This is a genomic window from Bacillus sp. GW821-FHT01G09 (assembly GCF_059422205.1).
In genome coordinates, this window is sequence record NZ_JBWKWL010000001.1 from 184,261 (window position 1) to 209,432 (window position 25,172).

General features: G+C 45.0%; 28 protein-coding genes, 1 pseudogene and 1 riboswitch. Of the genes and pseudogenes, 10 read left to right on the top strand and 19 right to left on the bottom strand.

The window, feature by feature from the left end:
• Nucleotides 1-9 precede the first annotated feature (9 nt).
• The 11 genes from metP to AC07VD_RS00985 form a co-directional block, all read right to left on the bottom strand.
• The gene (gene metP / locus AC07VD_RS00935) at nucleotides 10-678 is read right to left on the bottom strand and encodes a methionine ABC transporter permease MetP (RefSeq protein WP_003228593.1); all 669 of its coding nucleotides are present in this window, start codon (nucleotides 676-678) and stop codon (nucleotides 10-12) included.
• Nucleotides 671-1,696, bottom strand: coding sequence for a methionine ABC transporter ATP-binding protein MetN (metN, locus tag AC07VD_RS00940; RefSeq protein ID WP_130572836.1), 1,026 nt, complete (start codon nucleotides 1,694-1,696; stop codon nucleotides 671-673). The genes metP and metN overlap by 8 nt, the downstream gene beginning before the upstream one ends.
• Before the next feature lie 105 nt (nucleotides 1,697-1,801).
• A riboswitch (SAM riboswitch) is annotated at nucleotides 1,802-1,908 on the bottom strand.
• Between the two features lie 114 nt (nucleotides 1,909-2,022).
• Complete coding sequence (locus AC07VD_RS00945; protein WP_003228587.1) at nucleotides 2,023-2,367, bottom strand: SCP2 sterol-binding domain-containing protein; 345 nt, start codon at nucleotides 2,365-2,367, stop codon at nucleotides 2,023-2,025.
• Nucleotides 2,368-2,473: 106 nt separating this feature from the next.
• Nucleotides 2,474-2,794, bottom strand: coding sequence for a thioredoxin family protein (locus AC07VD_RS00950; protein WP_003228585.1), 321 nt, complete (start codon nucleotides 2,792-2,794; stop codon nucleotides 2,474-2,476).
• 1 nt (nucleotide 2,795) lies between these two features.
• Complete coding sequence (locus AC07VD_RS00955) at nucleotides 2,796-3,158, bottom strand: toprim domain-containing protein (RefSeq protein WP_024571871.1); 363 nt, start codon at nucleotides 3,156-3,158, stop codon at nucleotides 2,796-2,798.
• Between the two features lie 77 nt (nucleotides 3,159-3,235).
• On the bottom strand, nucleotides 3,236-3,472 hold the full coding sequence (locus tag AC07VD_RS00960; RefSeq protein WP_003228581.1) for a YusG family protein: 237 nt from the start codon (nucleotides 3,470-3,472) through the stop codon (nucleotides 3,236-3,238).
• 55 nt (nucleotides 3,473-3,527) lie between these two features.
• Nucleotides 3,528-3,911 (bottom strand): glycine cleavage system protein GcvH, encoded by a 384-nt coding sequence (gene gcvH / locus AC07VD_RS00965; protein ID WP_003222781.1) that lies wholly within the window; start codon nucleotides 3,909-3,911, stop codon nucleotides 3,528-3,530.
• Nucleotides 3,912-3,977: 66 nt separating this feature from the next.
• Entirely contained in the window at nucleotides 3,978-4,334 is a 357-nt protein-coding gene (locus AC07VD_RS00970; protein ID WP_003222779.1) for an arsenate reductase family protein, read from the bottom strand.
• Between the two features lie 110 nt (nucleotides 4,335-4,444).
• A complete protein-coding gene (gene fadE / locus AC07VD_RS00975; protein ID WP_124059059.1) occupies nucleotides 4,445-6,229 on the bottom strand; it encodes an acyl-CoA dehydrogenase FadE in 1,785 nt (594 codons plus the stop codon).
• A 14-nt stretch (nucleotides 6,230-6,243) separates the two neighbouring features.
• A complete protein-coding gene (locus tag AC07VD_RS00980) occupies nucleotides 6,244-7,419 on the bottom strand; it encodes an acetyl-CoA C-acetyltransferase (RefSeq protein WP_494721604.1) in 1,176 nt (391 codons plus the stop codon).
• A gap of 10 nt (nucleotides 7,420-7,429) precedes the next feature.
• Nucleotides 7,430-9,799, bottom strand: coding sequence for a 3-hydroxyacyl-CoA dehydrogenase/enoyl-CoA hydratase family protein (locus AC07VD_RS00985; RefSeq protein WP_494721603.1), 2,370 nt, complete (start codon nucleotides 9,797-9,799; stop codon nucleotides 7,430-7,432).
• Between the two features lie 174 nt (nucleotides 9,800-9,973).
• On the opposite strand from AC07VD_RS00985, the gene AC07VD_RS00990 reads away from it, so the two are divergent.
• Nucleotides 9,974-10,120, top strand: coding sequence for a YuzL family protein (locus AC07VD_RS00990; RefSeq protein WP_003240817.1), 147 nt, complete (start codon nucleotides 9,974-9,976; stop codon nucleotides 10,118-10,120).
• A 24-nt stretch (nucleotides 10,121-10,144) separates the two neighbouring features.
• Here the strand turns inward: AC07VD_RS00990 and AC07VD_RS00995 are convergent, their stop codons facing one another.
• The gene (locus tag AC07VD_RS00995) at nucleotides 10,145-11,053 is read right to left on the bottom strand and encodes a proline dehydrogenase family protein (protein WP_494721602.1); all 909 of its coding nucleotides are present in this window, start codon (nucleotides 11,051-11,053) and stop codon (nucleotides 10,145-10,147) included.
• Nucleotides 11,054-11,146: 93 nt separating this feature from the next.
• Here AC07VD_RS00995 and AC07VD_RS01000 point away from each other — a divergent pair, with 93 nt between their 5' ends.
• From AC07VD_RS01000 to mdtP, 4 genes and pseudogenes are all read left to right on the top strand, one after another.
• Nucleotides 11,147-11,392 (top strand): hypothetical protein, encoded by a 246-nt coding sequence (locus AC07VD_RS01000; RefSeq protein WP_014480799.1) that lies wholly within the window; start codon nucleotides 11,147-11,149, stop codon nucleotides 11,390-11,392.
• A gap of 12 nt (nucleotides 11,393-11,404) precedes the next feature.
• Nucleotides 11,405-11,737, top strand: a complete 333-nt coding sequence (locus AC07VD_RS01005) for a spore coat protein (RefSeq protein WP_003222766.1) — start codon at nucleotides 11,405-11,407, stop codon at nucleotides 11,735-11,737.
• A gap of 158 nt (nucleotides 11,738-11,895) precedes the next feature.
• A pseudogene (mdtR, locus tag AC07VD_RS01010) lies at nucleotides 11,896-12,365 on the top strand (MarR family transcriptional regulator MdtR).
• The gene (gene mdtP, locus AC07VD_RS01015) at nucleotides 12,362-13,987 is read left to right on the top strand and encodes a multidrug efflux MFS transporter MdtP (RefSeq protein WP_015384597.1); all 1,626 of its coding nucleotides are present in this window, start codon (nucleotides 12,362-12,364) and stop codon (nucleotides 13,985-13,987) included. The pseudogene mdtR and the gene mdtP overlap by 4 nt, the downstream one beginning before the upstream one ends.
• Before the next feature lie 35 nt (nucleotides 13,988-14,022).
• On the opposite strand, the gene AC07VD_RS01020 is transcribed toward mdtP, so the two are convergent.
• Both AC07VD_RS01020 and AC07VD_RS01025 read right to left on the bottom strand, forming a co-directional pair.
• The gene (locus AC07VD_RS01020) at nucleotides 14,023-14,406 is read right to left on the bottom strand and encodes a tautomerase family protein (RefSeq protein ID WP_029318438.1); all 384 of its coding nucleotides are present in this window, start codon (nucleotides 14,404-14,406) and stop codon (nucleotides 14,023-14,025) included.
• 18 nt (nucleotides 14,407-14,424) lie between these two features.
• Nucleotides 14,425-15,165, bottom strand: a complete 741-nt coding sequence (locus AC07VD_RS01025) for an SDR family NAD(P)-dependent oxidoreductase (protein ID WP_124059063.1) — start codon at nucleotides 15,163-15,165, stop codon at nucleotides 14,425-14,427.
• 133 nt (nucleotides 15,166-15,298) lie between these two features.
• Here AC07VD_RS01025 and AC07VD_RS01030 point away from each other — a divergent pair, with 133 nt between their 5' ends.
• Nucleotides 15,299-16,186: a LysR family transcriptional regulator gene (locus tag AC07VD_RS01030; RefSeq protein WP_015714676.1), complete on the top strand. Its 888-nt coding sequence runs from the start codon at nucleotides 15,299-15,301 to the stop codon at nucleotides 16,184-16,186.
• A gap of 19 nt (nucleotides 16,187-16,205) precedes the next feature.
• Here AC07VD_RS01030 and AC07VD_RS01035 read toward each other — a convergent pair whose 3' ends face one another.
• The 4 genes from AC07VD_RS01035 to AC07VD_RS01050 form a co-directional block, all read right to left on the bottom strand.
• Nucleotides 16,206-16,493, bottom strand: a complete 288-nt coding sequence (locus tag AC07VD_RS01035; RefSeq protein ID WP_003228549.1) for a YusU family protein — start codon at nucleotides 16,491-16,493, stop codon at nucleotides 16,206-16,208.
• A 24-nt stretch (nucleotides 16,494-16,517) separates the two neighbouring features.
• Nucleotides 16,518-17,345, bottom strand: coding sequence for an ABC transporter ATP-binding protein (locus tag AC07VD_RS01040; RefSeq protein ID WP_010886609.1), 828 nt, complete (start codon nucleotides 17,343-17,345; stop codon nucleotides 16,518-16,520).
• 216 nt (nucleotides 17,346-17,561) lie between these two features.
• Nucleotides 17,562-17,999, bottom strand: a complete 438-nt coding sequence (locus AC07VD_RS01045) for a YusW family protein (protein ID WP_017696422.1) — start codon at nucleotides 17,997-17,999, stop codon at nucleotides 17,562-17,564.
• A gap of 109 nt (nucleotides 18,000-18,108) precedes the next feature.
• Complete coding sequence (locus tag AC07VD_RS01050) at nucleotides 18,109-19,905, bottom strand: M3 family oligoendopeptidase (RefSeq protein ID WP_494721601.1); 1,797 nt, start codon at nucleotides 19,903-19,905, stop codon at nucleotides 18,109-18,111.
• 133 nt (nucleotides 19,906-20,038) lie between these two features.
• On the opposite strand from AC07VD_RS01050, the gene AC07VD_RS01055 reads away from it, so the two are divergent.
• The gene (locus AC07VD_RS01055; RefSeq protein ID WP_029725911.1) at nucleotides 20,039-20,881 is read left to right on the top strand and encodes an oxidoreductase; all 843 of its coding nucleotides are present in this window, start codon (nucleotides 20,039-20,041) and stop codon (nucleotides 20,879-20,881) included.
• A gap of 89 nt (nucleotides 20,882-20,970) precedes the next feature.
• On the top strand, nucleotides 20,971-21,432 hold the full coding sequence (mrgA, locus tag AC07VD_RS01060; RefSeq protein ID WP_014477938.1) for a metalloregulation DNA-binding stress protein MgrA: 462 nt from the start codon (nucleotides 20,971-20,973) through the stop codon (nucleotides 21,430-21,432).
• A gap of 43 nt (nucleotides 21,433-21,475) precedes the next feature.
• Here the strand turns inward: mrgA and htrB are convergent, their stop codons facing one another.
• Nucleotides 21,476-22,852, bottom strand: a complete 1,377-nt coding sequence (gene htrB, locus AC07VD_RS01065; RefSeq protein ID WP_015251256.1) for a serine protease Do-like protein HtrB — start codon at nucleotides 22,850-22,852, stop codon at nucleotides 21,476-21,478.
• 277 nt (nucleotides 22,853-23,129) lie between these two features.
• Here htrB and cssR point away from each other — a divergent pair, with 277 nt between their 5' ends.
• Both cssR and cssS read left to right on the top strand, forming a co-directional pair.
• Nucleotides 23,130-23,807 carry a two-component system response regulator CssR gene (gene cssR / locus AC07VD_RS01070; RefSeq protein ID WP_003228529.1) on the top strand — a complete coding sequence of 226 codons (678 nt, stop codon included), beginning with the start codon at nucleotides 23,130-23,132 and terminating at the stop codon, nucleotides 23,805-23,807.
• A complete protein-coding gene (cssS, locus tag AC07VD_RS01075; protein WP_003228527.1) occupies nucleotides 23,804-25,159 on the top strand; it encodes a two-component system sensor histidine kinase CssS in 1,356 nt (451 codons plus the stop codon). The genes cssR and cssS overlap by 4 nt, the downstream gene beginning before the upstream one ends.
• The last annotated feature ends 13 nt before the right edge of the window (nucleotides 25,160-25,172 follow it).

Consider the following 25,172-nt stretch of genomic DNA (forward strand, 5'->3'; position numbering starts at 1 on the left):
AATCCTCCCTTATCTTTTGTCTATAATATTTGTTATTAGATCACCGATGATTTGAATAATAAACACGATGATTAAAATAAACACAGTAGCAACGAAGGTAACATCAGCGTTATTAGACTGATATCCTTCTACGTACGCAAGGTTTCCAAGGCCTCCTGAACCAATGGCTCCGGCAATTGCCGTTGAGCCGATCAAAGCAATGGCTGTAACCGTAATGCCAGAAATAAGAGCAGGCATTGATTCCGGAATCAGCACTTTGAAAATAATCGTAGACGTTTTCGCGCCCATTGATTTAGCTGCTTCAATCACACCTTTATCCACCTCACGCAGCGCGATTTCAACAAGGCGCGCGTAAAATGGTGCCGAGCCGATTACCAGCGCCGGCAATGCGGCGTTTGGCCCTAAGATCGTGCCGACTAAAAATTTCGTAAAACCTAATAGTAAAATAATTAAAATAAGGAACGGAATCGATCTGAATATGTTAACAACGGCCGCAATCACTGAGTTGACCGCTTTATTCTGCCAGAGGCTTCCTTTGCTCGTCAGAAAGAGCAGCAAGCCGAGGATGACCCCGATGACAAAAGCAAACAGTAAAGAAATCAGCGTCATATAAAGTGTTTCATATGTCGCGTTCCATAATTCAGTTAAATCAACGTTCGGGAAGTATTTTTCAAACATTCGTGATCACCTCTGCTTTCACCTGTTTGTCATTAATGAATCGGATCACGTTTTGCACTTCTTCCTCGTCTCCGTCAATGTGGATGAACAGTGAACCGTAAGCCCCATCCTTCGTCTGCGAAATTTTCCCTTGCAGAATATTGACGCTGACATTGAAGTTTCTGATCATCTCTGTAATCAGAGGCTGTTCAGCTGACTCACCGACAAATGTGAGCTGAACCATTTTTCCTGATGCTGTATCATCAAGAAGGTGCTGAAGCGTCTCTTTCGTTTCTTCCGGCTCTGTCACCTGTTGAACAAATCGTTTTGTCATTTGTTCCTTTGGATTTTTAAAGACATCGAGAACCTCGCCTTCTTCGACCACCTTGCCGTTTTCCATGACGGCGACTCTGTTGCAGATTTTGCGGATGACATGCATTTCGTGCGTAATCAGCACAATCGTCAAACCGAGCCTTTCATTAATATCGGACAATAGATCCAGAATTGAATCTGTCGTTTGCGGATCTAATGCTGATGTCGCTTCGTCACAAAGGAGAACCTTCGGATTGTTTGCAAGCGCTCTGGCAATTCCGACACGCTGCTTCTGCCCGCCGCTCAGCTGGGACGGATATGATTTTTCTTTTCCTTCTAAACCTACCAGTTTAATCAGTTCATTGGCGCGCTTGATCCGCTCGCTCTTTTTCACCCCGGCAATTTCTAAAGGAAACATGATATTATCTCTGACAGTCCGCGACCAAAGCAAATTGAAATGCTGGAAAATCATACTGATCTCATGGCGTGCTTTTCTTAAACCGCGTCCATTTACTTCATTAATCTTGGTTCCCGCCACTTCCACGGTTCCTGAGGTTGGTTTCTCAAGGCCGTTCAGCAGACGGATTAAGGAACTCTTACCAGCTCCGCTATATCCTATAATTCCAAAAATCTCACCTTTTTTAATGGAAAGCGAGACGTTTTGGACAGCATTGACATCTCCATGTTTCGATCTGTAAACTTTTGAAACATCCTGAAGATTGATCAAAGCAATCACCTGCCTTAACACTATTCTAAGAAATCTTCCGGTTTTTTCTGCAAAAGAAAAGCCTTTCTGCACACTTGAGCAGAAAGGCTTATATAAAATGCCTTTCTCTCATCTTTCAAAGCTGAACGCTTCGTGTGAATTGGCACCATTTCAACAGTGTTGATGGTTGCCGGGCTTCATAGGGCACTTCCCTCCACCTCTCTTGATAAGAGAAATATATAGTCTTTTTCGTCCGGAAATTCTTAATGTAGAATAGCACGGCGAATGATTAAATGTCAATAAAATAAATGATGTCAACTTTTACTATTATAATAATTTATTATTTTTTAATTTTTTAAAATTCTCTGAAAAAATCCATTTGTCAGCCAGAGAATGGCTTCCAGCTTTAACAGGGCCCTGAATGACCCCTTTACTTTGAGGCTTCCGCTCTGAATAAGGTGCTGAAGGGAAATGTCTCCGTGCAATAAATCAATAATTTCCGTTTGGTTTCCGTAAAAGGTCAGGTTGGACGTTTGGGGCGGAGAAACTTTTTTCATTTCTCCCTGTTCGTTTATTGAGACGGTTAAGGCTTCTGCTTCTCCTTGGAAGGTAATGAGCAATGTTGAGGCATTCAAAAGGGGTTTTAAAAACAGATGCTGATACTCATCTTCTAAAACTTCCGCTTTCTCCATATGTACAACCTCCTATTTGTTGGTCATACATACACATTTCTCTCTTTGTCGCAAGAACCCCTTTATAAAACGAACGACAATTTCATTGGATATGCTGAGAAATATGTCATAAATGGGATGCGGAAGATGATTTTTGTTTGATCAGCTCATATAAATAAGAAACGGAATGAAATGCATATCCTCTTTCGACCATCTTTCCGCCTTTAAACAGCAGAAAACAAGGGACGCTTTCAATTTGATACGCTTTTGCGAATGTCGGAGAGTAATTGACATTGTTTTGATAGAAGGCGACATCCGGCAGCATTTCTTTCACCACTGTCAGCATTTTGCTTGCAAGCTGGCAGGTGCCGCAAAACGGAGTATATAAATATAGAAGGTACACATCATCTTCAATGTGATCAAGTTCGTGTTCTTGGAGTTCTTTCATGCTATACACCTCGGGACTTTCTTTCAAGAAAAATAGTATGGACATTCAGATTCGCACGCAGCAATACAGAAGCGATATGGTGCCTGGGCGCAGCCGCTACTTCCTTATAGGCTCTGTCGATATGGAGATGGCAGGCTTCATTAAATTCACGCTTCAGCTGTTTTCTCAATTTCTCACCTGATTCATCAGCATCAACTAATATATAGACGTCTTTATCATAAAGCTCGTCAGCCAATTCCTCGAGCCTCAGCTGGCTGATTGTTCCGTTTGTGCAGATAATGCGCACCGGTTCATTCAGGACGCTTTCGATTTTCTCTTTATCTGATTTCCCCTCAACAATCATAACCTTTTCCAGCTCATCCATCTTCATCTTGTTCACCTGCCGCGTCAAATTTGAAACGTTCAGATTGTAAAAGAAGGCAGTGAAATTCACCGCCAACATTAACACCAGCCGTTTTCGTAGTCACAATCTACATATTTTGCGTCGTCTCCAGAGACCACATCGGCTGTCTTATAAAATTTCTCATTTTCAAAGGAATAACCGGACTTAAGCTCATATTCATTCATGCTTGTCATTTGGCCGATCATCTCATTATCATGATATAACGAGAGCCGGCCATTTTGAAAGCGGCCTGTCACGTCATTGGTGACATCGAGCTTTTGTTTGTCGAAAGCCATATTGGACACCTCCCATAACGTTAGCGTGTCCAATTGCTTTTACGGCTATCCTGTTTTAGTCTTCTTGTGTCATCTCTTCGTATTGCTCTGCTGTCATCAGTTTTTCAATTTCAGAAGCGTCAGATGGCTCAACGACGATCATCCATGCTTTTTCGTACGGAGATTCGTTGACGAATTCCGGACTGTCATCAAGATCTTCGTTTACTTCCACAACCGTTCCGTTAATCGGTGCATAAAGCTCAGATACCGTTTTAACGGATTCAACACTGCCGAATGGCTCGTCCGCTTTGATTTCAGCGCCCACTTCAGGAAGTTCGACAAACACGATGTCGCCTAGTTCGGACTGGGCAAAATGCGTAATTCCGATTCTGGCTTTTTCTCCTTCAACTTTTACCCACTCGTGTTCTCCTGAGTAACGCAAATCTTTTGGTATGCTCAATTGAATCCCTCCATTTTTTACAGCACTACAATAAGAAGATACCACACTTTTCAAAAAAAATTTACATTAAGCCCAGTTTTCTTCAAATTGGTCTTCTTTAAATCCGACAGTCACTTTTTCGCCGTCTGTTGTAAGCGGGCGTTTGATCAGCATGCCATCTGAAGCCAGCAGCTCGAGCTGTTCGTCCTCTGACATGTGATACAGCTTTTCCTTGAGATTGAGCTCGCGGTATTTCATGCCGCTCGTGTTGAAAAATTTCTTGAGATCCAGCCCGCTTTTTTCATAAAGCGCTTTTAATTCTTCTTTGCTTGGCGGCTGCTCAGCAATATGTATTTCGTTTATTTCTTTCCCATGCTCTTCAAGCCACTTCTTTGCTTTGCGGCACGTTCCGCATTTAGGGTACCAGTAAAAAGTTAACGACATCTTCTTCCCCCTCAATAAAATAATCGAGGTTATTTTAACACAGTTTGTTTTAAAAACCTAAAACAGTGCTTCTTAAAAAAGAGCTCCGCGCATGCGGAGCTCATAGCCAATCAGACAATATATTTCTCAGCCTCAAAAATGCCTGCCGCCGCCTCGCGTTTTTTCTGAATCACGTTTTTAGGCGTTACGCGTGTCAGCTTGCGCAGAGCGGAAAGCATCATGCGGAGTGAATCTCCTTCTTCCATTGCGATAAGGGATTCCTTTGCATGCGCTTCAATTTCGTTAAAGGCCTCTTGAACGAAAATTTCTGTGTACAGCACCTTTTGCGCTGCTTTTTCAGCGCCTTGTGCGGCAATGGCCTTTTCCGTTCTGAGCACGGCTGATTCCATTGCGTATACATTGCTGACGATATCCGCTACGTTCACGAGAATTTCTTGCTCACGATCGATCGCTTTTCCGTATTTTTGCGCGGCTAGGCCGGCAGCAAACAACGCAATTTTTTTGGCTTGCTTGACGATATATTTCTCCTGCTCTAAGACGCCGCTTCCAGGCTCTTCAGGCATAAGCATCATGAGTTCTTCCTGCAGCGACTGCGCTTTTTCGAATAAAGGCAGCTCGCCTTTAAGCGCTTTTTTTAGGAAGGTGCTCGGCACGATTAACCGGTTGATTTCGTTTGTGCCTTCAAAAATCCGATTGATCCTTGAATCCCTATAGGCCCTTTCTACTTCGTACTCCTGCATAAAGCCGTAGCCTCCATGAATCTGCACGCCTTCATCAACGATATAATCAAGCGTTTCAGAGCCGAATACCTTATTCAGAGAGCATTCGATGGCGTATTCCGCAATCGATTTGGCAATTTGCCGGCCGTCCTTGAGATCTTCGGCCGTGAACTGGCTCATATTGTCTTCAAACAGCCCGACGGTTCTGTATACAGAGCTTTCCATCGCATACAGCCTTGAGGCCATTGTCCCGATTTTTTCCTGTGTCAATGAAAAACCAGCAATCGGCGTTTTAAATTGGCGGCGCTGATTTGCGTATGCCGAAGACAGCTCAATGACGCGTTTAGATGCGCCGATTGTGCCAACCGCCAGTTTGTAACGGCCGATGTTTAAAATATTAAAGGCGATGACATGCCCTTTGCCGATTTCTCCGAGCAGGTTTTCCTTTGGCACTTCAGCTTGATCCAGAATGAGGGTTCTTGTCGATGATCCTTTGATTCCCATTTTCTTTTCTTCCGGTCCCGTGGAGACACCCGGGAACTCTTTTTCTACAATAAAGGCTGAAAACTTGTCGCCGTCTACCTTAGCGTAAACCACAAATACATCGGCAAAAGCAGAGTTGGTAATCCACTGTTTTTCCCCTGTTAATACATAATGCGTTCCTGCTTCATTCAGCACAGCTGTTGTTTTTGCTCCAAGTGCATCAGATCCAGAGCCAGGCTCAGTCAGAGCATAAGCGGCGATCTTTTCGCCTGAAGCGAGTCCCGGCAAATATTTTTTCTTTTGTTCTTCTGATCCGAAAAAGACGATCGGCAAGGAACCGATACCGACATGCGCCCCATAAGAAAGAGAAAAGCTTCCCGCACGCGAAAATTTCTCAGTGATGAGTGCCGAGCTGATTTTATCAAGGCCGAGCCCTCCGTATTCTTCCGGCACATCGGCGCCAAGCAGCCCTAGTTCGCCCGCTTTCTTCAACAGTCTGACAGAATGCTCAAATTGATGGTTTTCGATATCATCTATATGAGGGAGAACATCTTGCTCGATGTAATCCTCTGTTGTTTTCGCAATCATTTTATGCTCGTCAGTGAAATCCTCCGGTGTATACATTTGATCGTATGTGACATCTTCGATTAAAAATCCGCCGCCTTTTTGTACTTCAGCCGCTTTTTTTGCCATTTGTTTTTCCCCCTTTAGCATAATTCAAATACACCGGCCGCTCCCATCCCGCCGCCGATACACATGGTCACGACTCCAAATTGCTCGTTTCTCCGTTTCATTTCATGGATGAGTGAGAGTGTAAGCTTTGTGCCCGTACAGCCAAGCGGGTGTCCAAGCGCGATTGCGCCCCCGTTGACATTCACTTTTTCTTCATCAATTCCCAATTCCCTGATTACTTGAATGGCCTGTGAGGCAAAAGCTTCATTCAGTTCAAACAAGCCGATGTCCTGCAGCTGAAGTCCGGCAAGCTTCAAAGCGCGCGGAATCGCTTCCACCGGTCCGATTCCCATCACTTCCGGCGGCACGCCGCCTACCGCAAAGGAGCGGAATTTCACAAGCGGCGCCAGGCCAAGAGCATCAGCTTTTTCCCGGTCCATCAGCATGACAGCCGCCGCTCCGTCACTCGTTTGCGAGGAATTGCCCGCAGTCACCGTCCCGTCAACGGAAAAGGCCGGGCGCAATGTCGATAAGATGTCTGCAGTCGTTTGCGGGCGAACACCTTCATCCTGAGAAAATACAAATTGTTTTTCCTGAGGCTTATGGTTTTCTCCAATTTCTGTCACCGTCACTTCTACGGGTACAATTTCATCTTTAAATTTTCCTTCTGCAAGGGCTTTAGCGGCGTTTAGGTGGCTGCGAACGGCAAACGCGTCTTGATCCTCACGGGAGACGCCGTATTTTTTCGCGACTTGCTCGGCTGTGTGCCCCATACTCATATAATATTCCGGTGCCTTTTCTGCCAAAGCAAGGTTCGGACGGGTAACATGCCCCATCATCGGAACTTGCGACATGGATTCCGCTCCGCCGGCGATCGCTGTATCGTAGGCGCCCAGCATAATTTTTTCTGCTGCGTATGCAATAGACTGAAGGCCTGAAGAGCAATAACGGTTAACTGTAATCGCTGGAACCGTGTACGGCAGGCCCGCGAGCGCACCGATATTTCTCGCCATATTAAGCCCCTGCTCCGCTTCAGGCGTTGCACAGCCAATAATCAAATCGTCAATATTGCCTTCGTAACCGCCTGCCCGTTTCAGTGTCTCTTTGACACAAATCGCTCCCAAATCATCCGGGCGAACGGTGGCCAACGATCCTTTTTTTGCTTTTCCAACCGGTGTTCTTGCACCTGACACAATGACTGCCTCTTTCATAAGCTCCCTCCTAATTCCGTAAAGGTTTACCTTTCACAAGCATATGCTGCATTCTCGCTTGAGATTTTGCCTCTCCTGCCAAACTCAAAAACGCTTCTCTTTCGATCTCCAATAAATACTCTTCATCAACCTCTGTACCAAACGGCACTTTTCCGCCCGCAATGACATAAGCGAGTTTTTTCGCGATCTTGAAATCATGCTCAGATATATAGCCGGACAGCTTCATCTGCTCAGCGCCAAGCAAGAGTGCCGCATAACCGGTTTCTCCCGGCACCTTGACCTTTTCTTTTACAGGCGGCCGCCAGCCGGTATCGTATAAAGATGCGGCCAGCTGCTTCGCATCGTATAACAGGTGGTCTTGATTCACGCTGATCTGATCCGTTTCTTTTAAGATGTTCATCTCACGAGCCTCTTGAGCGGAAGCGGACACTTTCGCCATCGCAATTGTTTCAAATGTTTTCATTGCCGCATTCATCGGATCAAGACCGCGGCGAAGATGATTGATGTACAGCTCTTTGTTACCTCCTCCGCCAGGGATGAGGCCGACACCGGATTCCACAAGTCCCATATAGGCTTCGCTTGCCGCTTGAATGCGCGCCGCAGGCAGGCATACTTCCGTTCCTCCGCCGAGCGTCATGCCAAATGGCGCGGCGACGACCGGTTTCGCACTGTATTTGATCTTCATCATCGTCTCCTGAAAACGGCGTATCACAAAATCAACTTCCAAAAAGTTGTCATCTTGGACTTCCATTAAGATCATGGCGAGATTCGCGCCGACGCAGAAATTTTTACCTTGATTGCCGATGACAAGGCCCTTGTAATTCCGCTCTGTTTCCTCTAACCCTTTGTGGATCATCTGAATGATATCGAGACCAATCGCATTGCTTTTCGAATGAAATTCAAGAAGGGCCACATCATCTCCAAGGTCAATTAAGCTTGCTCCGCTGTTTTTCGCAATCACGCCTTTTGTTTCTTTAAGTGCTTGTAAATGAATTCGTTTTTTATTTTCTTTCACGGCTCTGTATTCGCCTCGGTCATAATAAAATACCGTTCCGTTCTCTTTGATGTAGAAGGTTTCATTTCCTTTGTCCAGCATCTCTTTTATCCAGCCAGGCATATCTGCTCCAAGCTGCTCAAGCTTTTCCGCTGACTGCTTGAGGCCGATGGCGTCCCACATCTCAAAAGGTCCCAGTTCCCAGCCGAATCCCCACTTCATGGCTTGGTCAATCGCATGAATATCATCGGCAATCTCGCCAAGCAGCTCGGCTGAGTAAAGCAGGGTTTGAGAAGTGATATTCCACAGCAAACGGCCGGCCCTGTCATCCGAATAAATAAGCGCTTTCATTTTGGCTTTTGTCCCTTTTGCCTGTTTTGCCGCTTCAAGTGCCGGTGATTTCATTTTTGTCCGCTCGCCGTAAGTAAGCGTCACTGGGTCAAGCTCATAAATCGTTTTTCCTTCTTTTTTATAAAAGCCTTGGCCGGCCTTACTTCCGATCCACCCTTTTTCCAGCATATCGTTCATGAAGCTTGGAAGGCGAAACACTTCTTTTTCATCGCCATCAGCTTTGTCATACACATTTCGGGCAACGTGGGCGAATGTATCGAGACCGACCACATCAAGCGTTCTAAAGGTAGCGCTTTTCGGCCTGCCGATCAGCGGTCCTGTGATCGAATCAACCTCCCCGACCTGATAGCCGCCTTTCAGCATTTCTTGGACTGTCACGAGAAGCCCGTACGTCCCGATGCGGTTTGCGATAAAGTTCGGTGTGTCCTTTGCTGTAACAACACCTTTCCCGAGGACATTTTCTCCGAAAGCTGTCATAAACTTTAAAATATCAGGATCCGTTTCCTTAATCGGAATGATCTCCAGCAGCTTTAAATAGCGTGCGGGATTAAAAAAATGCGTTCCGAGAAAATGGGCTTTAAAATCATCCGACCTGCCTTCAGCCATTTCCTGCACTGATATGCCGGATGTGTTGCTTGAGACGATGCTTCCAGTCTTTCGATGTTCATCCACAAGAGCGAAAATTTTCTTTTTGACTTCAAGGTTTTCGACAACGACCTCAATAATCCAATCTGCTTCTTTCAGTTTTTCTGCATCATCCTCCAGATTGCCCGGTGTAATATAGGAGGTATTTTTCGCTGATGTGAGGGGAGCGGGCTTTTGTTTCAGCAGTTTTTTCACCGCCTGCCGGCTCAGCCTGCTGCGCACCTCCGGACTGTCCTTCGTCAGCCCCTTTTTTTCCTCTTCCTTTGTCAAATCGTTCGGCACAATATCTAGCAGCAGGACAGGAATTCCGATGTTAGCCAAATGCGCCGCAATCCCGGAGCCCATTACCCCCGATCCTAAAACGGCTGCCTTCCGAATGTGTTTGTGCATGAGATATCCCCCTTGAACATTGAATGAATAGTCATTCATTTTTTGACTAAAAAAAATGAAACCCGTTTCTTCTTTCATCTTAAAAGATTTCCGGTTCGACTTCAATAGCTAATTTGTTATTTTTTTGTATGAAGCCTATAAAAGTCGGGCAACTTAAGCCCGGAGGTGAAGGGAATGGTACGAGAGAAAAAAAATCCGTCTTCAGCGGCAGTCAGCGCGGCGAGCGTAAAGGGAGATGCCGGTCCGACTCAGCATTACGGCGGCGGAAAACGGACAAGTCAAAATCAGCAGTATAAAAAACATAACATGGAACAATCATAATGCAGCTGCTTCCCGCGGCTGCTTTCACTTTTTCAAAATTCCTTTTAACACAAACGCTGCATTGGCAGGCCGTTCTGCAATTCTTCTCATAAAGTAGCTGAACCAGTCCGTTCCATATGGGACATACACACGCATTCTGTAGCCTTCCTTGGCGAGTTCCTTCTGACGCTCCGGCCTGATGCCGTATAGCATTTGAAACTCAAATTGCGACGCGGGGATTCGATGTTCGGCGACGAGCTGTTTCGTAAATGCAATGATGTCATCGTCATGTGTGGCGACAGCCGTGTAGTTCCCGCTTAACAACTGCAGCTTTATTAAGCTCTGAAAATGAAGGTCCGTTCCTCTTTTGTCGGGAAACGCTACGGCCGCAGATTCTTTATAAGCGCCTTTTACAAGTCTGAGATTCGGCTTTAAGTCCCGCATCTTTCTGATATCTTCTGCCGCCCGGTACAGATACGCCTGAATGACCGTGCCGAGCTTCTCAAATTCCTGTTTGCATTGCCTGTAAATAGAAAGTGTCTGTTCATAATGGGAATAGTCTTCCATATCAATGGTCACAGCAACATCATATTGCTTCGCAACGGAAAGAATGGCGCGCAAATGAGTAAGAGCAAGTTCTTCTGAAAGATCGAGCCCGATTGAGGTCAGCTTAAGTGAAAGCTCTGAGTCCAATTGATGTTCGGCAATGGCTTGAATGGCTTTCTTGCATTCCTCCGCGACTTGGTTTGCTTCTTTTTCCGAAGCTGCATACTCGCCTAAATAATCAATTGTTGCACACAAACCGGATCTGTTTAGCCTTTTGACGGTCTTAACCGCCGATTCAATCGTATCCCCTTCGACAAACCTTCGTGCTCCAAGCCGCGTTCCGTATGCTTTTGCGAACTTGGTAAGTGTTTTATTTTGAGATAAGAATAAAAACACATGTCTCAACATCCGACTCCCTCCCACCGTCATCTTCAAAACCCTGTATATAACTCCCAGTCTGAAGGAAACTATAAAATGAACAGAAACCAAAGGAGGATCACAATGGATAATCAGCAGCAATCTCAAATGCCGCCTTCCGTTATTTCGACAAAGGATCATTTGTATCTCAATGACATGCTGAACTGGAATTTGCTCGCGATGAAAAAAGCGCATTTCATGGCGCAGCAGTGCCAGGATCAAACGTTAAAGCAAGAACTCGACCGCATCGGACACATGCATCATGATCACTATCAAAGAATATTAAAGCACCTGCAGCCAGGCCAGCAGCAGTCCGGCTACATCCAATAAGGAGGCGCCAGAATGAATCAGCAAAATCAAAAAATCAGCAATCCGCAGACACCTGTACCGACAACATCGGAAATGAATGACAGAGATTTCGTCAACGAATTGCTGACAACCGAAAAATACATGACAACAGCTTATTGCACTGCCTTGCACGAATTCAGCCACGAGTCTCTTTATCAGGATATTCAATCCATTTTTGATGAGTCACAAAAAGCGCAAAGAAAACTATATGATCTCATGTTCCAATATGGATGGTATTCTGTTGAAGCGGAGGATGCACAAAAGCTGCAGCAGTCCTATCAAAAATTCCAGCAGACCATTCAGCAGCAGTCTCCTTATCAGCAATAACAATATCAGTAAAAAGGATACGATGTTCTTTCAGGCATCTATCCTTTTTTTGTGTAAAATCAGTTGACTTTTCATTTACGCTTATTTATATTTAATAAGCATTAACTATTTTGTTATCAAAATATATATACAGTGTATGTAACAGAGGGGAAATGAATATGAAGAGTGCGGATCAGTTAATGTCCGATATTCAATTATCGCTTCAGGCGCTCTTTCAACAGATACAGCCTGAAATGCTGGAAAGCATGGAGAAACAAGGTGTCACCCCAGCGCAGCTGTTTGTGCTGGCCAGCCTAAAGAAACACGGCAGCCTCAAAATTTCTGAAATTGCCGAGCGTATGGAGGTAAAGCCAAGCGCGGTGACGCTGATGGCAGATCGCCTTGAACAAAAAAATCTTATCGCCAGAACACACAACACAAAAGACAGGCGAGTGATTGATCTCAGTCTTACTGACGAAGGAGACAGAAAGTTCGAGGAGATTTTGGCAGGCAGAAAGGCCATTATGGCGCGCTATCTTTCCTTTTTGACGGAGGAGGAGATGCTGCAGGCGGCGCATATTACAGCAAAGCTCGCACAAGCAGCAGCAGAAACGGATGAAAGCAAAACATGAAAAGAGGAAACGGATGAAAATGAGTAAAGAAGGCAAACAATCAAAACGAACGTTATTAATAACAGGCTTAATTATTGCCATGTTTTTTTCAGCCCTTGACGGTACCATTGTCGGAACGGCCATGCCGAAAATTGTCGGTGATCTGGGCGGTTTGAGCATGATGACCTGGCTGACAACTGCATATTTGTTAACATCAACAACCATTGTTCCAATTGCCGGTAAACTGGCTGATTTATTGGGACGCCGCATTGTCTATGTATCAGGTTTGATTATTTTTATGGCAGCTTCTGCTTTGTGCGGAATGGCCAACAACATGACAGAATTGATTATCTTCCGTGGACTGCAGGGAATCGGCGGAGGCATCATGATGCCGATGGCGATGATTGTTATCGGTGACTTATTCACAGGAAAACAGCGTGCTAAATTCCAAGGTGTCTTTGGCGCAATTTACGGGCTGGCTTCAGTGATTGGGCCGCAAATCGGCGGCTGGATTGTAGACTCGTTAAACTGGAAATGGGTTTTCTATATTAACCTGCCAGTCGGAATTATTGCGGTTATTTTTATTGCCAGAGGATTACAGGGACGCCAGCAGACTGGTCCGATCAACTTCGATATCGCTGGTATTTTCACAATGATTGTCGGTGTGGTCAGCCTCCTGCTCGCCTTAAGCTTTGGCGGAAAAGATTATGCATGGGATTCATGGCAGATTCTTGGGTTGTTCGCTCTCGCACTGATCGGCATTGTCAGCTTTATCATCGTAGAATCAAAAGCAAAAGAGCCAATCCTGCCAATGTATTTATTTAAAAACAGAACATTTACATTTCTAAACTTGATCGGCTTCTTTATGAGTATCGGTATGTTTGGCGCCATTACGTTTGTTCCTTTCTTTATGCAGGGAATTGTCGGTGTAAGTGCGTCTGAATCGGGTACAATTATGACACCGATGATGATTTCTATGATTATCACAAGTATCATCGGCGGACAGCTTGTTTATAAAATTGGGATTAAACCGCAAATCATTACAGGCATGCTGGTTATGGCCGGCGGATTCCTGCTGTTAACGACATTGGATCTCGACACGAGCAAGCTTGTCGCTACATCTTTTATGGCGATTATTGGTCTGGGAATGGGTCTTGTTATGCCGATTCTGACATTGGCTTTACAGGAAAGCTTTTCGAAGGAGGAGCTTGGAGTTGTCACTTCATCCAGCCAATTCTTCCGTTCTATCGGCGGAACATTCGGCATTACCATGCTGGGAGCCGTAATGAATGCGAGATCAGGAAATCTATTAACAGATAAATTGGTGCCATATTTAGACTCTCTTCCGGCACAGGCAAGCTCGTTTGCCGCCCAGCTAAAGGGTATGATTGATACAAATCCGCAAGGGCTGCTGCAATCACTGTTCAGTCCGGACGCAGTCAAACAAATCCCTGCGGCTTTCTCATCCCATATTGTGCCGATTTTAAAAACATCGTTGATGGATTCGCTCCACAGCGTGTTTTATACAGGCCTGATCTTTATCGCAGTCGGAGCCGTATTCACCTTGTTCTTAAAACCTATCAAGCTATCAAATAAGAAAACGGAAGACCAACAAGAAAAAGAGAAAGCGGCAAAAGCCGTTGAATCACCTTCCCATTAATAGAGCACCCCGCGGGTATCAATCCGCGGGGTTTTTTATTCAATCATCTGGGCTCTTCCATTTCCGAAAGACCAATCCTCAGCCTGATTTCCGGCCAGCATGATAAACACATCTTCTTTTCTTACACCAAGCTCGGAATGAATCCGGCTCGCGATTGAGCGGTAAAGTGCTTTTTTCTGTTCAGTTGTTCTTGACTGTTTCAGTGTAAAATGAATGTATATCAGTTCATCAGTACGCTCGACTTGGAGATAAAATGGATCATAAAAAAATTCGCTTTTTTCATATTGTCTGATGACTTGGAAATAGTCATCTTCCGGCACATTGATTTCTTCAATCATCGATTGGTGGATAGTCCTGCTCAGTTTTTGAAGCCACACTTCGCTTCTTCCCGACCGTAAATGAATCTGTACAAATGGCATCTCCCCGCATCCCTTTCTTTACAGCGTCTGTCCGCTGTCAATTGTGATAATTTGGCCTGTGAGTGATTCCTGTTCAATTAGTGAACAAATCAATTTGGCAACATCATCTGGTTCAGCAATACACTGCAGCGGCAAAGAGCCGATCATGCTTTTCATTTTTTCTTCCCGTCCGGCCCACCATCTCGTTGCCACAGCTCCTGGTGCTACACCGCTCACTCTGATTTCAGGCGCTAAGGCGTGGGCCAATGATTTCGTTAAACCGTGCACCGCTGATTTTGATACTGCGTAAGGCATAGATGAGCCGACACCAGTTATCCCTGCGATGCTGCCGACGTTTACGATCGCCCCGGCCTTGCTTTTCTTCATGAACGGAACCACTGCTCTCGCGCAAAAAAACATCCCTTTCACATTGACGGCATACAGCTCATCCCAGACGTCTTCTGTCGCAGCCTCAAGATCATCCATTGGAATATGCCGTGTAATGCTGGCATTGTTGACTAAAATATCAACCGTGCCGTGTGTGCTCACGATTGCTTGAATCATATCCTGCACGTCGCTGTTTTTGGATACATCTGCTTGGATGGCGAAGGCTTGCCCGCCAGCTTTTTGAATCATTTCCACTGTTTCCTCCGCTTCTGATTGCGAGCGTGAATAATTCACCGCCACAATCGCCCCGCGCTTTGCCAATTCCATACTGGCTGCTTTTCCGATTCCTGTGCCGCCCCCCGTTACGAGAGCTATTTTGTTCAAGACATTCATTGCCGCCACTCCTTGCTGTTGACTAAAGTATATTTCTGCTTCCATTGTAATCCAGCTTTGATGTTACGTATAATGATTGTTAAAGATACTAGATATCACTCAGATTGATAGCAAACGAACGGAGGAGTTCAAAATGGAAAGCGGAGATTTACGTGTGTTTCAAATGGTAGCTCGTGAAGGGACCATTACGAAAGCAGCCCTGCAGCTTGGCTATGTACAATCGAATGTCACGGCCAGAATTCAACAATTGGAAGCTGAGCTGGGTACCACACTGTTTTTGCGCCATAATCGGGGCATGACTCTTTCCGCAAGCGGAAAGTTGCTGCTGGACTACGCAAATAAAATTATCGGCCTTCTTGATGAAGCGTCTAAAGCGCTCTCATCCTCCGCAGAACCAAGCGGGCCGCTTATGATCGGCTCCACTCAGACAACAGCCGCGGTAAGGCTTCCAAAGCTCCTGGCATCTTATTATGAAGAACATCCAAACGTCCAGCTGTCTTTAACAACAGGACATACGCAATTTCTCCTTGATAAAGTTCTTCGTTATGAATTGGATGGCGCGTTTATCGGATGCGAATGCCATCATCCTGAGCTCGAATCCTATCCTGCGTTTGAGGAAGAACCAGTAGTTGTTTCGGCTGCCTCCGTGCCCGATGTTGAGGAAGCCATCACAAAGCCGATTCTCGTTTACAGCACAGGCTGTTCGTATCGAGAAACACTTGAAAAATGGCTGCGCTCCGTCGGTGTCACACAGCCAGTCATTATGGAATTTGGGACGCTTGAAGCAATTATCGGCGGGGTTACAGCAGGTCTTGGCATCTCGTTGCTGCCAAGAACGGTTGTGCAGAAACATGAAGCAGAAGGATCAATTCGATTGTACCCGCTGCCTGAAGCTCTCAGCCAGATGAAAACAGAATTTATTGTTCGAAAAGATTCGTTTATCAGCAGCGCGCTGAGAACCTTTATGGATTCCTTTACGCCAGATAAAACGGCTGAATCACAAAAAAGCAGTCTGCTATAATGAACAGACTGCTTTTTGGCTATTGTTTGTTTCGATGCGCTTCATTTAATTCCTTAATATGCTGAATGATCTCTTTAATGCCCTGCTTTGCGTCGGGGTATGTCGCATTCCAATGCTTAGCGAGCGGAGGCATGCTTTTGGCTATATGGGTGTACAAAATCCATTGCTTCACTTCTTCTTTTAGCTCATCGTTTGTTTCACCAAGCAGAAGCTCAGTATACTTCTCCAGCAATCCATCAAGCTGCTCCTGAAGTTTTTGTTCCATTTTCCATCTTCCTTTCGAAAAAACAGCAAGGAGCTTTCTCAATTGAAAGCTCCTTCGCTGCGTTATTTATCCATGTGATGTGAAAGCCGCTTCCTGGACAATGCATCTGCCCCTGCCATGAGGAATGCAAAGAGGCGTTCCGAAGAGCGGGTCCTGTGTAACCTGACAGTTCATAGAAAACACATTTTGCACAAGATCACAAGTGATGACCTCTTCCGGACGGCCTTCTGCATAAATCCGTTTGTCTTTTATGGCCACAAGATGATGTGCATAGCGGCACGCCAAGTTTAAGTCATGGAGAACCATAACAATCGTCCGGTCTTCCTTTTCATTCAGCTCAAACAGCAAATCAAGAATTTCAATTTGATGCGTCATGTCTAAATACGTCGTCGGCTCGTCTAGAAGGATGATATCCGTTTCCTGGGCAAGCGTCATCGCGATCCAAGCCCGCTGGCGCTGTCCACCTGACAAAGAATCAACGGCGCGGTCAGCCATGTCCTCAAGCTTTGTTGCTTTAAGCGCTCTCTCAACTGCTTCCTCATCCTCTTTTGACCACTGCTTCAGCCAGTTTTGGTAAGGATATCTTCCTTGCTTCACCAGCTGATGCACCGTCAGCCCCTCTGGAGCCGAAGGACCTTGGGGCAGGATTGCGAGCTCTTTTGCGACTTCCTTCGTCGGAAGCTTGGCAATGGCTCTTCCTTCCAGCAGCACTGAACCGCCTCTCGGCTTCATCAGGCGCGCTAATGAACGTAAAAGTGTCGATTTTCCGCAGCCATTGCTGCCAATAAATACGGTAATTTCACCTTTGGGAATTGTTAAATTCAACTCATCAATAATAACGGCATCCCCGTATCCTAAGCTCAGCGTTTCTGTAGAAATTGCACTCATACCCATAACCGCTCCTTTTTGCTGGCTTTTAGCAGCACTATGTATTGCACGTTTTCTATATACATGCTTTTAAGTCAATTGTCATCAATGCAAGTGATTCCGATATTCAGCCATTTGATATGGTCATATATCCCTCATTGTAGCAGAAAACACTGACTTTGAAAATCATTTTCAATTAGTTTTATGGACATAATTGACGTTTATGGGTTTTTTATCACAAGATTACTTCTTGATTTCTCTGATGGAGCCGTCCTTCAGCTTCAATTTTAAATCGATATGATCATAATGACTGTCCAGATTAAATGCTGCCAGCACACTGTGTATCACTTCTGTTTCAGCCATTTGGTCTGTCACGGAAAGCTCGCTCAAAATCATTTTCATCTCATCCAATGCTTCTTCTCCTTCCTGATTGACACCGGAGAGCTTATCCTGTATTTCCGCTTTTTCCTGAGTCCCGTTCTTTGTATAGATTCCTTCATAACGGTTATGCTCACCATCCCCGTAGCTCACACGAAGCGAGAAATTGCTGTAGGGAACGGACTTCAGCTGGGTGACGGCTGTATTTTCTCCTTCTGCCTGCTGCTGGTCTTCATTGAGACGGCAGCCCGCAATCAGAACCACTGCGAGACATACAGCCCCGGCTGCTCTGACCAAATGCATATGTTTCCCCCCTGTAGGATTCCATTTATTTTAGGTATATCCAGAGAATGAAATCCTCATTCAGAGAAGAATTGAAAAAGCCGGGGCATTTAACGCCACGGCTTTTTCTTTAAGATTCGGTCATTTGTAAAAAGGTTTCGGCGTCACGCACAGCCAGCTTGATGGCATTCTCCCAGAAATCGCGCTTCGTGATGTCAGCGCCCAAATGCTTCATCGCCAAATCCTCCACTGTCATAGAAGCCGTATCTCGCAATAGCGCCATATACTTCTCTTCGAATGCGTTTTTTTCTTCAAGCGCCAGCGCGTAAATGCCAAGAGAAAACAGGTAGCCGAATGTATAAGGGAAATTGTAAAACGGCACCCTCGTGATGTGAAAGTGAAGTTTTGATGCCCAAAAAAGCGGATGATATTCTTCTAACGCATTGCAGTATGCCTCTCTTTGTGCCTCTTCCATCAGCTCATTCAAGCGGCTGGCCGGTACCACTCCCCGCTTTCGTTCCTCGTAGAATCTCGTTTCGAATAGAAATCTTGCGTGAATGTTCATGAAGAACGCAACACTTCTTTGCACTTTATCCTCCAGAAGAACAAGCTTTTCTTCCCTGGTCTCGGCCTGCTGGACAGTCGCGTCCGCCACTATCATCTCTGCAAACGTTGAAGCTGTTTCTGCAACGTTCATGGCATAGGAGCGGTTTAACGGCCTGACGTCGAGCATTGCTTCCTGATGGAACGCGTGCCCGAGTTCATGCGCAAGAGTAGAGACATTTGAGGCGCTGCCCGAAAATGTCATGAAAATTCGGGATTCCCCGCTGTCAGGAAAACTGGTGCAAAAGCCGCCGACTCTTTTTCCACTCCTGTCTTCCGCCTCAATCCAGCCGTCCCGAAAGGCTTTTTCAGTGAATGAGGACAGTTTTTTGCCAAACGTTGAAAACTGGCTGGTAATGATATTTGCGGCTTCATCATACGAATAGACCTTTCCGTCAGAACCGATCGGTGCCTCGACATCGTACCAGCTGAGTTTTTCAAGGCCGAGCATGGATGCTTTTCGGTTCAAAAACTGAACGAACGGCTTCTTGTTTTCAGTGATGACCTGCCACATCGTATCAAGTGTTTCTTTTTTCATCCTGTTAATTTGCAGCGGTTCCTTCAGGACATTCTCCCAACCGCGCGCTTTATAGGTTTCAAGCCGGAATCCCGCCAAATGATTCAGCGTGCTGCTGAAAATATCTTGCTTACTCTCCCAAGCTTGGCGGAAACGTTCATATACTGTTTTTCTGACAGTACGGTCTTGATGGTCCATCATATTCTCCGCCTGACCGACAGACAATTGCTTGTTTTCACCGTTTTCCTCATACGGGATCGTCATTTTCCCGACAACCATATTGTATAAGTCACTCCAAGCGTGATATCCGTCCACGGCAAGGTTCCCGATCAGTTTTTCTTTACCGGGGCTAAGCTTTTCGGCAACCCTCTGTCTTCTTTCATTTAATATGTAAGATACATCGCGCAATCCCGGTTTTGTTAGCAATTCATTCCACACGTCTTGATCAATGTCCACAAGTTTATGATCTAATGTAACGAGCGACGATTGAAAATCTGCGGAAAGCCGGTTCATGAGTGCCTGATGCTCTATAGCCTTTTGATCATTGATATTCTGGGCCTGGAGGCAAGCAACAAAAGCGCCAGCCTGCTGAAGCTTGACGGATGTCTGTTCGAATAAATCAAGCAACGCGGTCAGCCCTTCAGCCTCTTCAGGCGATTCAGGCACCTGAAACGCATCAGTCCTGTCTTGAAATGCACACAGACTTTGTGACAGCTTCTCAATATATCCTTTGAATTCTTCTGATTGGCTCCCGCCCTTAAAAAATGAATCAAGATCCCATCTTTGGCCTACCCCTTGCAGCGCCATATCACAAAACCCCTTTCCTTCTTTCGTTCTATTATAGAACAATTCTGAATTATTGTATAAAAATTTCTTTTACAGACGTCATTTCCTGTTCAGGATTGTACAATAGCTGTAGCAGTTTAATAGGAGGGTTAGGATGAATAAAAAAATAGCAATCGTAACGGGAGCCTCCAGCGGCTTCGGTCTGCTGGCAGCTGTAAAGCTTGCCCGATCATTTTTCGTGATAGCCACATCAAGACAGCCTGAAAAAGCGGAACAGCTTCGAGAATTGGCTGCAGCACACAATGTGTCTGATTCTATTCACATTACAGCTCTCGATGTCACCGATGAACAATCTATAGTCTCATTCGGAAAAGCCGTTAGTGCTTACGCCCCGATCGACTTACTCGTTAACAACGCCGGAACAGCTTATGGAGGATTTATCGAGGATGTGCCGATGGAACATTTCAGACAACAATTTGAAACGAATGTCTTCGGTGTGATCCATGTGACAAAAACCGTTCTGCCTTACATAAGAAAGCATGGTGGCGCAAAGATTATAAACGTGAGCAGCATCAGCGGACTGACCGGATTCCCAGCGTTGTCGCCATATGTTTCTTCCAAGCATGCATTGGAAGGTTTTTCTGAAAGCCTGCGTATCGAGCTGCTTCCGTTCGGTATCGAAACCGCTTTGATCGAGCCGGGCTCATACAAGACATCGATCTGGTCAACGTCATTATCAAATTTTATGTCGGTGCCTGCTGACGATTCAGCCTATCATCAATACTATAAAAAGATCCTTTCCTATGTTCAAAAAAATGGAGAAGAAAGCGGAGATCCCCAAGAGGTTGCCGACCTCATTTATCAATTGGCAACAAAACAGCACATAAAGAAATTGCGATACCCGATCGGAAAGGGCATCAAGCTCACCCTGCTATTCCGATCGCTTTTTCCTTGGTCTGCGTGGGAGTCTATCCTGAAGAAAAAGCTATTCAAATAACCTAAATTATAATTATTATAATTTAGTATTGATTTTTATTTAGTATATGGTATAATTAAATCAACAGATCACAAGGAGGACGTTATCTTATGAAAACTGAAAATGCAAAAACAAATCAAACATTAGTTGAGAATTCAATGAACACACAATTATCAAACTGGTTTCTTTTATACTCTAAGCTCCACCGTTTCCATTGGTATGTGAAAGGGCCTCATTTCTTTACATTGCACGAGAAATTTGAAGAACTTTATGACCATGCGGCTGAAACAGTCGATACAATCGCTGAGCGCCTGCTGGCGATTGGCGGACAGCCTGTTGCCACAGTGAAAGAATACACTGAGCATGCATCTATCACAGACGGCGGAAACGAAACATCAGCTTCAGAAATGGTACAAGCATTGGTAAACGACTACAAACAAATCAGCAGCGAATCTAAATTCGTGATCGGCCTGGCTGAAGAAAATCAAGACAATGCGACAGCGGACTTGTTTGTCGGATTAATTGAAGAAGTTGAAAAACAAGTGTGGATGCTTTCCTCTTACTTAGGATAAAAAAAGCTGAACCCTATTTTGGGTTCAGCTTTTTGTTTTTTTCTTAGCTTGAACTGCTTTCTGTCTGCTTGGTCAGTGTCGCGTTCAACGTTTTCGTTTTTCCCTTTCGCAGCACTTGGATTGTTGTTTTATCTCCGACTTTTAAGTCTTTGTAAAGGATCTGACGGATATCCGCACTGCTTTCCACGTCTTTACCGTTTAGTTTGACAATGACATCCTCAGATTTAATACCTGCTTTTTCTGCCGGTGAATTTGCTTGAACTTCTTTTACATAAACACCTTTGCCCAATTGATCTCCAAACAGGCCGAGCGTATTTTCCTGATAGGTTTCAGGAACTTGTGACATGTCAATCATCTGCACGCCTAAAAACGGACGGTCCACCTTCCCGTTTTGCAGCAGCTGGTCAACAATCGGCTCGACATCATTGCTTGGGATCGCAAATCCAAGTGATTCCACGCCGCTTTCGCTCACCTTCAAGCTGTTGATGCCGATGACCTGGCCACTTGCATTGATTAATGGGCCTCCGCTGTTCCCCGGATTGATCGCTGCATCGGTTTGCAGCACGTTCATTTCCACCGTCCCTTGTGTTGTATCCACATCAATTGTCCGGTTCAGTCCGCTAATGATGCCTTGTGTCACCGTACCGGAAAACTGCTGTCCGAGCGGGTTACCGATAGCGATTACCTTTTCGCCAGTGCGCAGCTGTGAAGAATCACCAAAGCTCGCCACTTTTTTGACGTTCTTGCTGCTGATTTCCAAAACTGCCAAATCAGTAATGGTATCGCTGCCGACAAGCTTGGCAGTTTCCGTTTCTCCGTTGTATAGCGTAACAGTCAGCTTGTTCGCGCCTTCAACGACATGGTTGTTTGTAATGATATACGCTTTATTGCTGTCTTTTTTGAAAATAACACCTGACCCGGTTCCGCTTTCACTTTCTGAGCTGGAGCCTCCTCCCGTGCCGAATGTGTTATTTTGAGAGGTTTGGATATTTGAGATTCCGACAATCGTAGGCTCTAAATCCTCTACCATATCAGCGATGTTTGATGCGTTCGTTATCGGCGCCGTTGTAAAATTATCAGACTGCACCTGTTTATTTGCGGAAGCGGTTTCGGTCGCCTGATTTTGGTCTGACGGCAGATAAGGCGCGATGCCAAGCATGAGGCCCCCGCCGATAATACCGCCTAAAATCGGGCTCAGCCATGCGGCTCTCCGTTTCTTTTCTTTTTTCACAGCCGTTTCTTGCTTTTCCATTTCTAAAGCAGAAGCCGTTTCCTGCCGTCCCGCTTCATACGACACAGGCGCGTCAAGCAATTCTTGTTCAGAATGTCCAATCAGCTTCTGGTTTTCTGTATTCTGCTGTTCTGTATGTGAAGGTTCAGTTTGATGTTGATCGTTTTGGCCATCACGTCGATAATCCATGTTCTTACACTCCTTTAACGGTTATTCATTTATCGTTACATATTCATCGCATGTACAAGTTCAATTGTCCCAATAATGAGGAGAAAAGCAAAGCACCAAAATAGAATATGTTTGATCATCCTACATCTTCCTCGCTCTTTTTCTCTTCCTTTCTTCCCTTATACATATCATAAACAAACATTGTGGGATAAAAATGAAAAGAATATGTGAAATTATGAAAATTGCCTGCCGTATGTTAAAACTAGTTTATAATGACGTTGAAAGGATGTGAAGAGCCTTGTCATACACCATTTATCTAGTTGAAGATGAGGATAACCTGAATGAACTACTGACGAAGTATTTAGAGAATGAGGGCTGGAACATTACATCTTTTACGAAAGGTGAAGACGCCAGAAAGAAAATGACACCGTCTCCCCACCTATGGATTCTCGATATCATGCTGCCGGATACCGACGGCTATACATTAATAAAAGAAATCAAGGCGAAAGATCCTGACGTGCCGGTCATTTTTATTTCCGCCCGAGATGCGGATATTGACAGAGTGCTTGGCTTAGAGCTTGGCAGCAATGACTACATTTCAAAGCCGTTTCTGCCGCGGGAGCTGATTATCCGTGTGCAAAAGCTGCTGCAGCTCGTATATAAGGAAGCTCCTCCTGTACAAAAAAATGAAATTGCCGTCTCCTCGTATCGGGTCGCTGAAGACGCCCGCGAGGTCTATGACGAAAACGGGAATATTATCAATTTGACGTCAAAGGAATTTGATCTGCTGCTATTATTTATCCATCATAAAGGGCATCCGTACTCTCGTGAGGATATCCTCCTAAAAGTGTGGGGACATGACTACTTCGGAACAGACCGGGTCGTTGATGATCTCGTCCGGAGACTGCGCAGAAAGATGCCTGAATTGAAGGTGGAGACGATTTACGGTTTCGGCTACAGGATGATGTCATCATGAAAAACAAGCCGCTCGCGTTTCAGATATGGGTTGTCATATCCGGCATCCTGTTAGCAATATCGATTTTACTGCTTGTGTTATTTTCAAACACGCTGCGAGATTTTTTCACTAATGAAACGTATACGACGATTGAAAATGAGCAGCATGTTCTGACAGAGTACCGCCTGCCAGGTTCGATTGAAAGGCGCTATTACAGCGAGGAAGCGACGGCGCCGACAACTGTCCGCTCCGTACAGCACGTGCTCCTTCCTGAAAATGAAGAGGCTTCTTCAGACAAGGATTTAAGCATTCTGTCATCTTCATTTATCCACAAGGTGTACAAGCTGGCTGATAAGCAGGAAGCTAAAAAGAAACGTTACAGCGCCGACGTCAATGGAGAGAAAGTGTTTTTTGTCATTAAAAAGGGACTTTCCGTCAATGGACAATCAGCGATGATGCTCTCTTACGCGCTTGATTCTTATCGGGACGATTTGGCCTATACCTTGTTCAAACAGCTTCTGTTTATTATAGCTGTCGTCATTTTATTAAGCTGGATTCCGGCTATTTGGCTTGCAAAGTATTTATCAAGGCCTCTTGTATCATTTGAAAAACACGTCAAACGGATTTCTGAACAGGATTGGGATGACCCAGTAAAAGTGGACCGGAAAGATGAAATCGGCAAATTGGGCCATACCATCGAAGAGATGCGCCAAAAGCTTGTGCAAAAGGATGAAACAGAAAGAACTCTATTGCAAAATATCTCTCATGATTTAAAAACGCCGGTCATGGTCATCAGAGGCTATACACAATCAATTAAAGATGGGATTTTTCCTAAAGGAGACCTTGAAAACACTGTAGATGTTATTGAATGCGAAGCTCTTAAGCTGGAGAAAAAAATAAAGGATTTATTATATTTAACGAAGCTGGATTATTTAGCGAAGCAAAAAGTGCAGCACGACATGTTCAGTATTGTGGAAGTGACAGAAGAAGTCATCGAACGATTGAAGTGGGCGCGGAAAGAACTATCGTGGGAAATTGATGTAGAAGAGGATATTTTGATGCCGGGCGATCCGGAGCAATGGAACAAACTCCTCGAAAACATTCTGGAAAATCAAATCCGCTATGCTGAGACAAAAATAGAAATCAGCATGAAACAAGATGATCGAAATATCGTGATCACCATTAAAAATGACGGTCCGCATATTGAAGATGAGATGCTCTCCAGCCTCTATGAGCCTTTTAATAAAGGGAAGAAAGGCGAATTCGGCATTGGTCTAAGCATCGTAAAACGAATTTTAACTCTTCATAAGGCATCTATCTCAATTGAAAATGACAAAACGGGTGTAACATACCGCATAGCAGTGCCAAAATAGACTGTAGATGTTT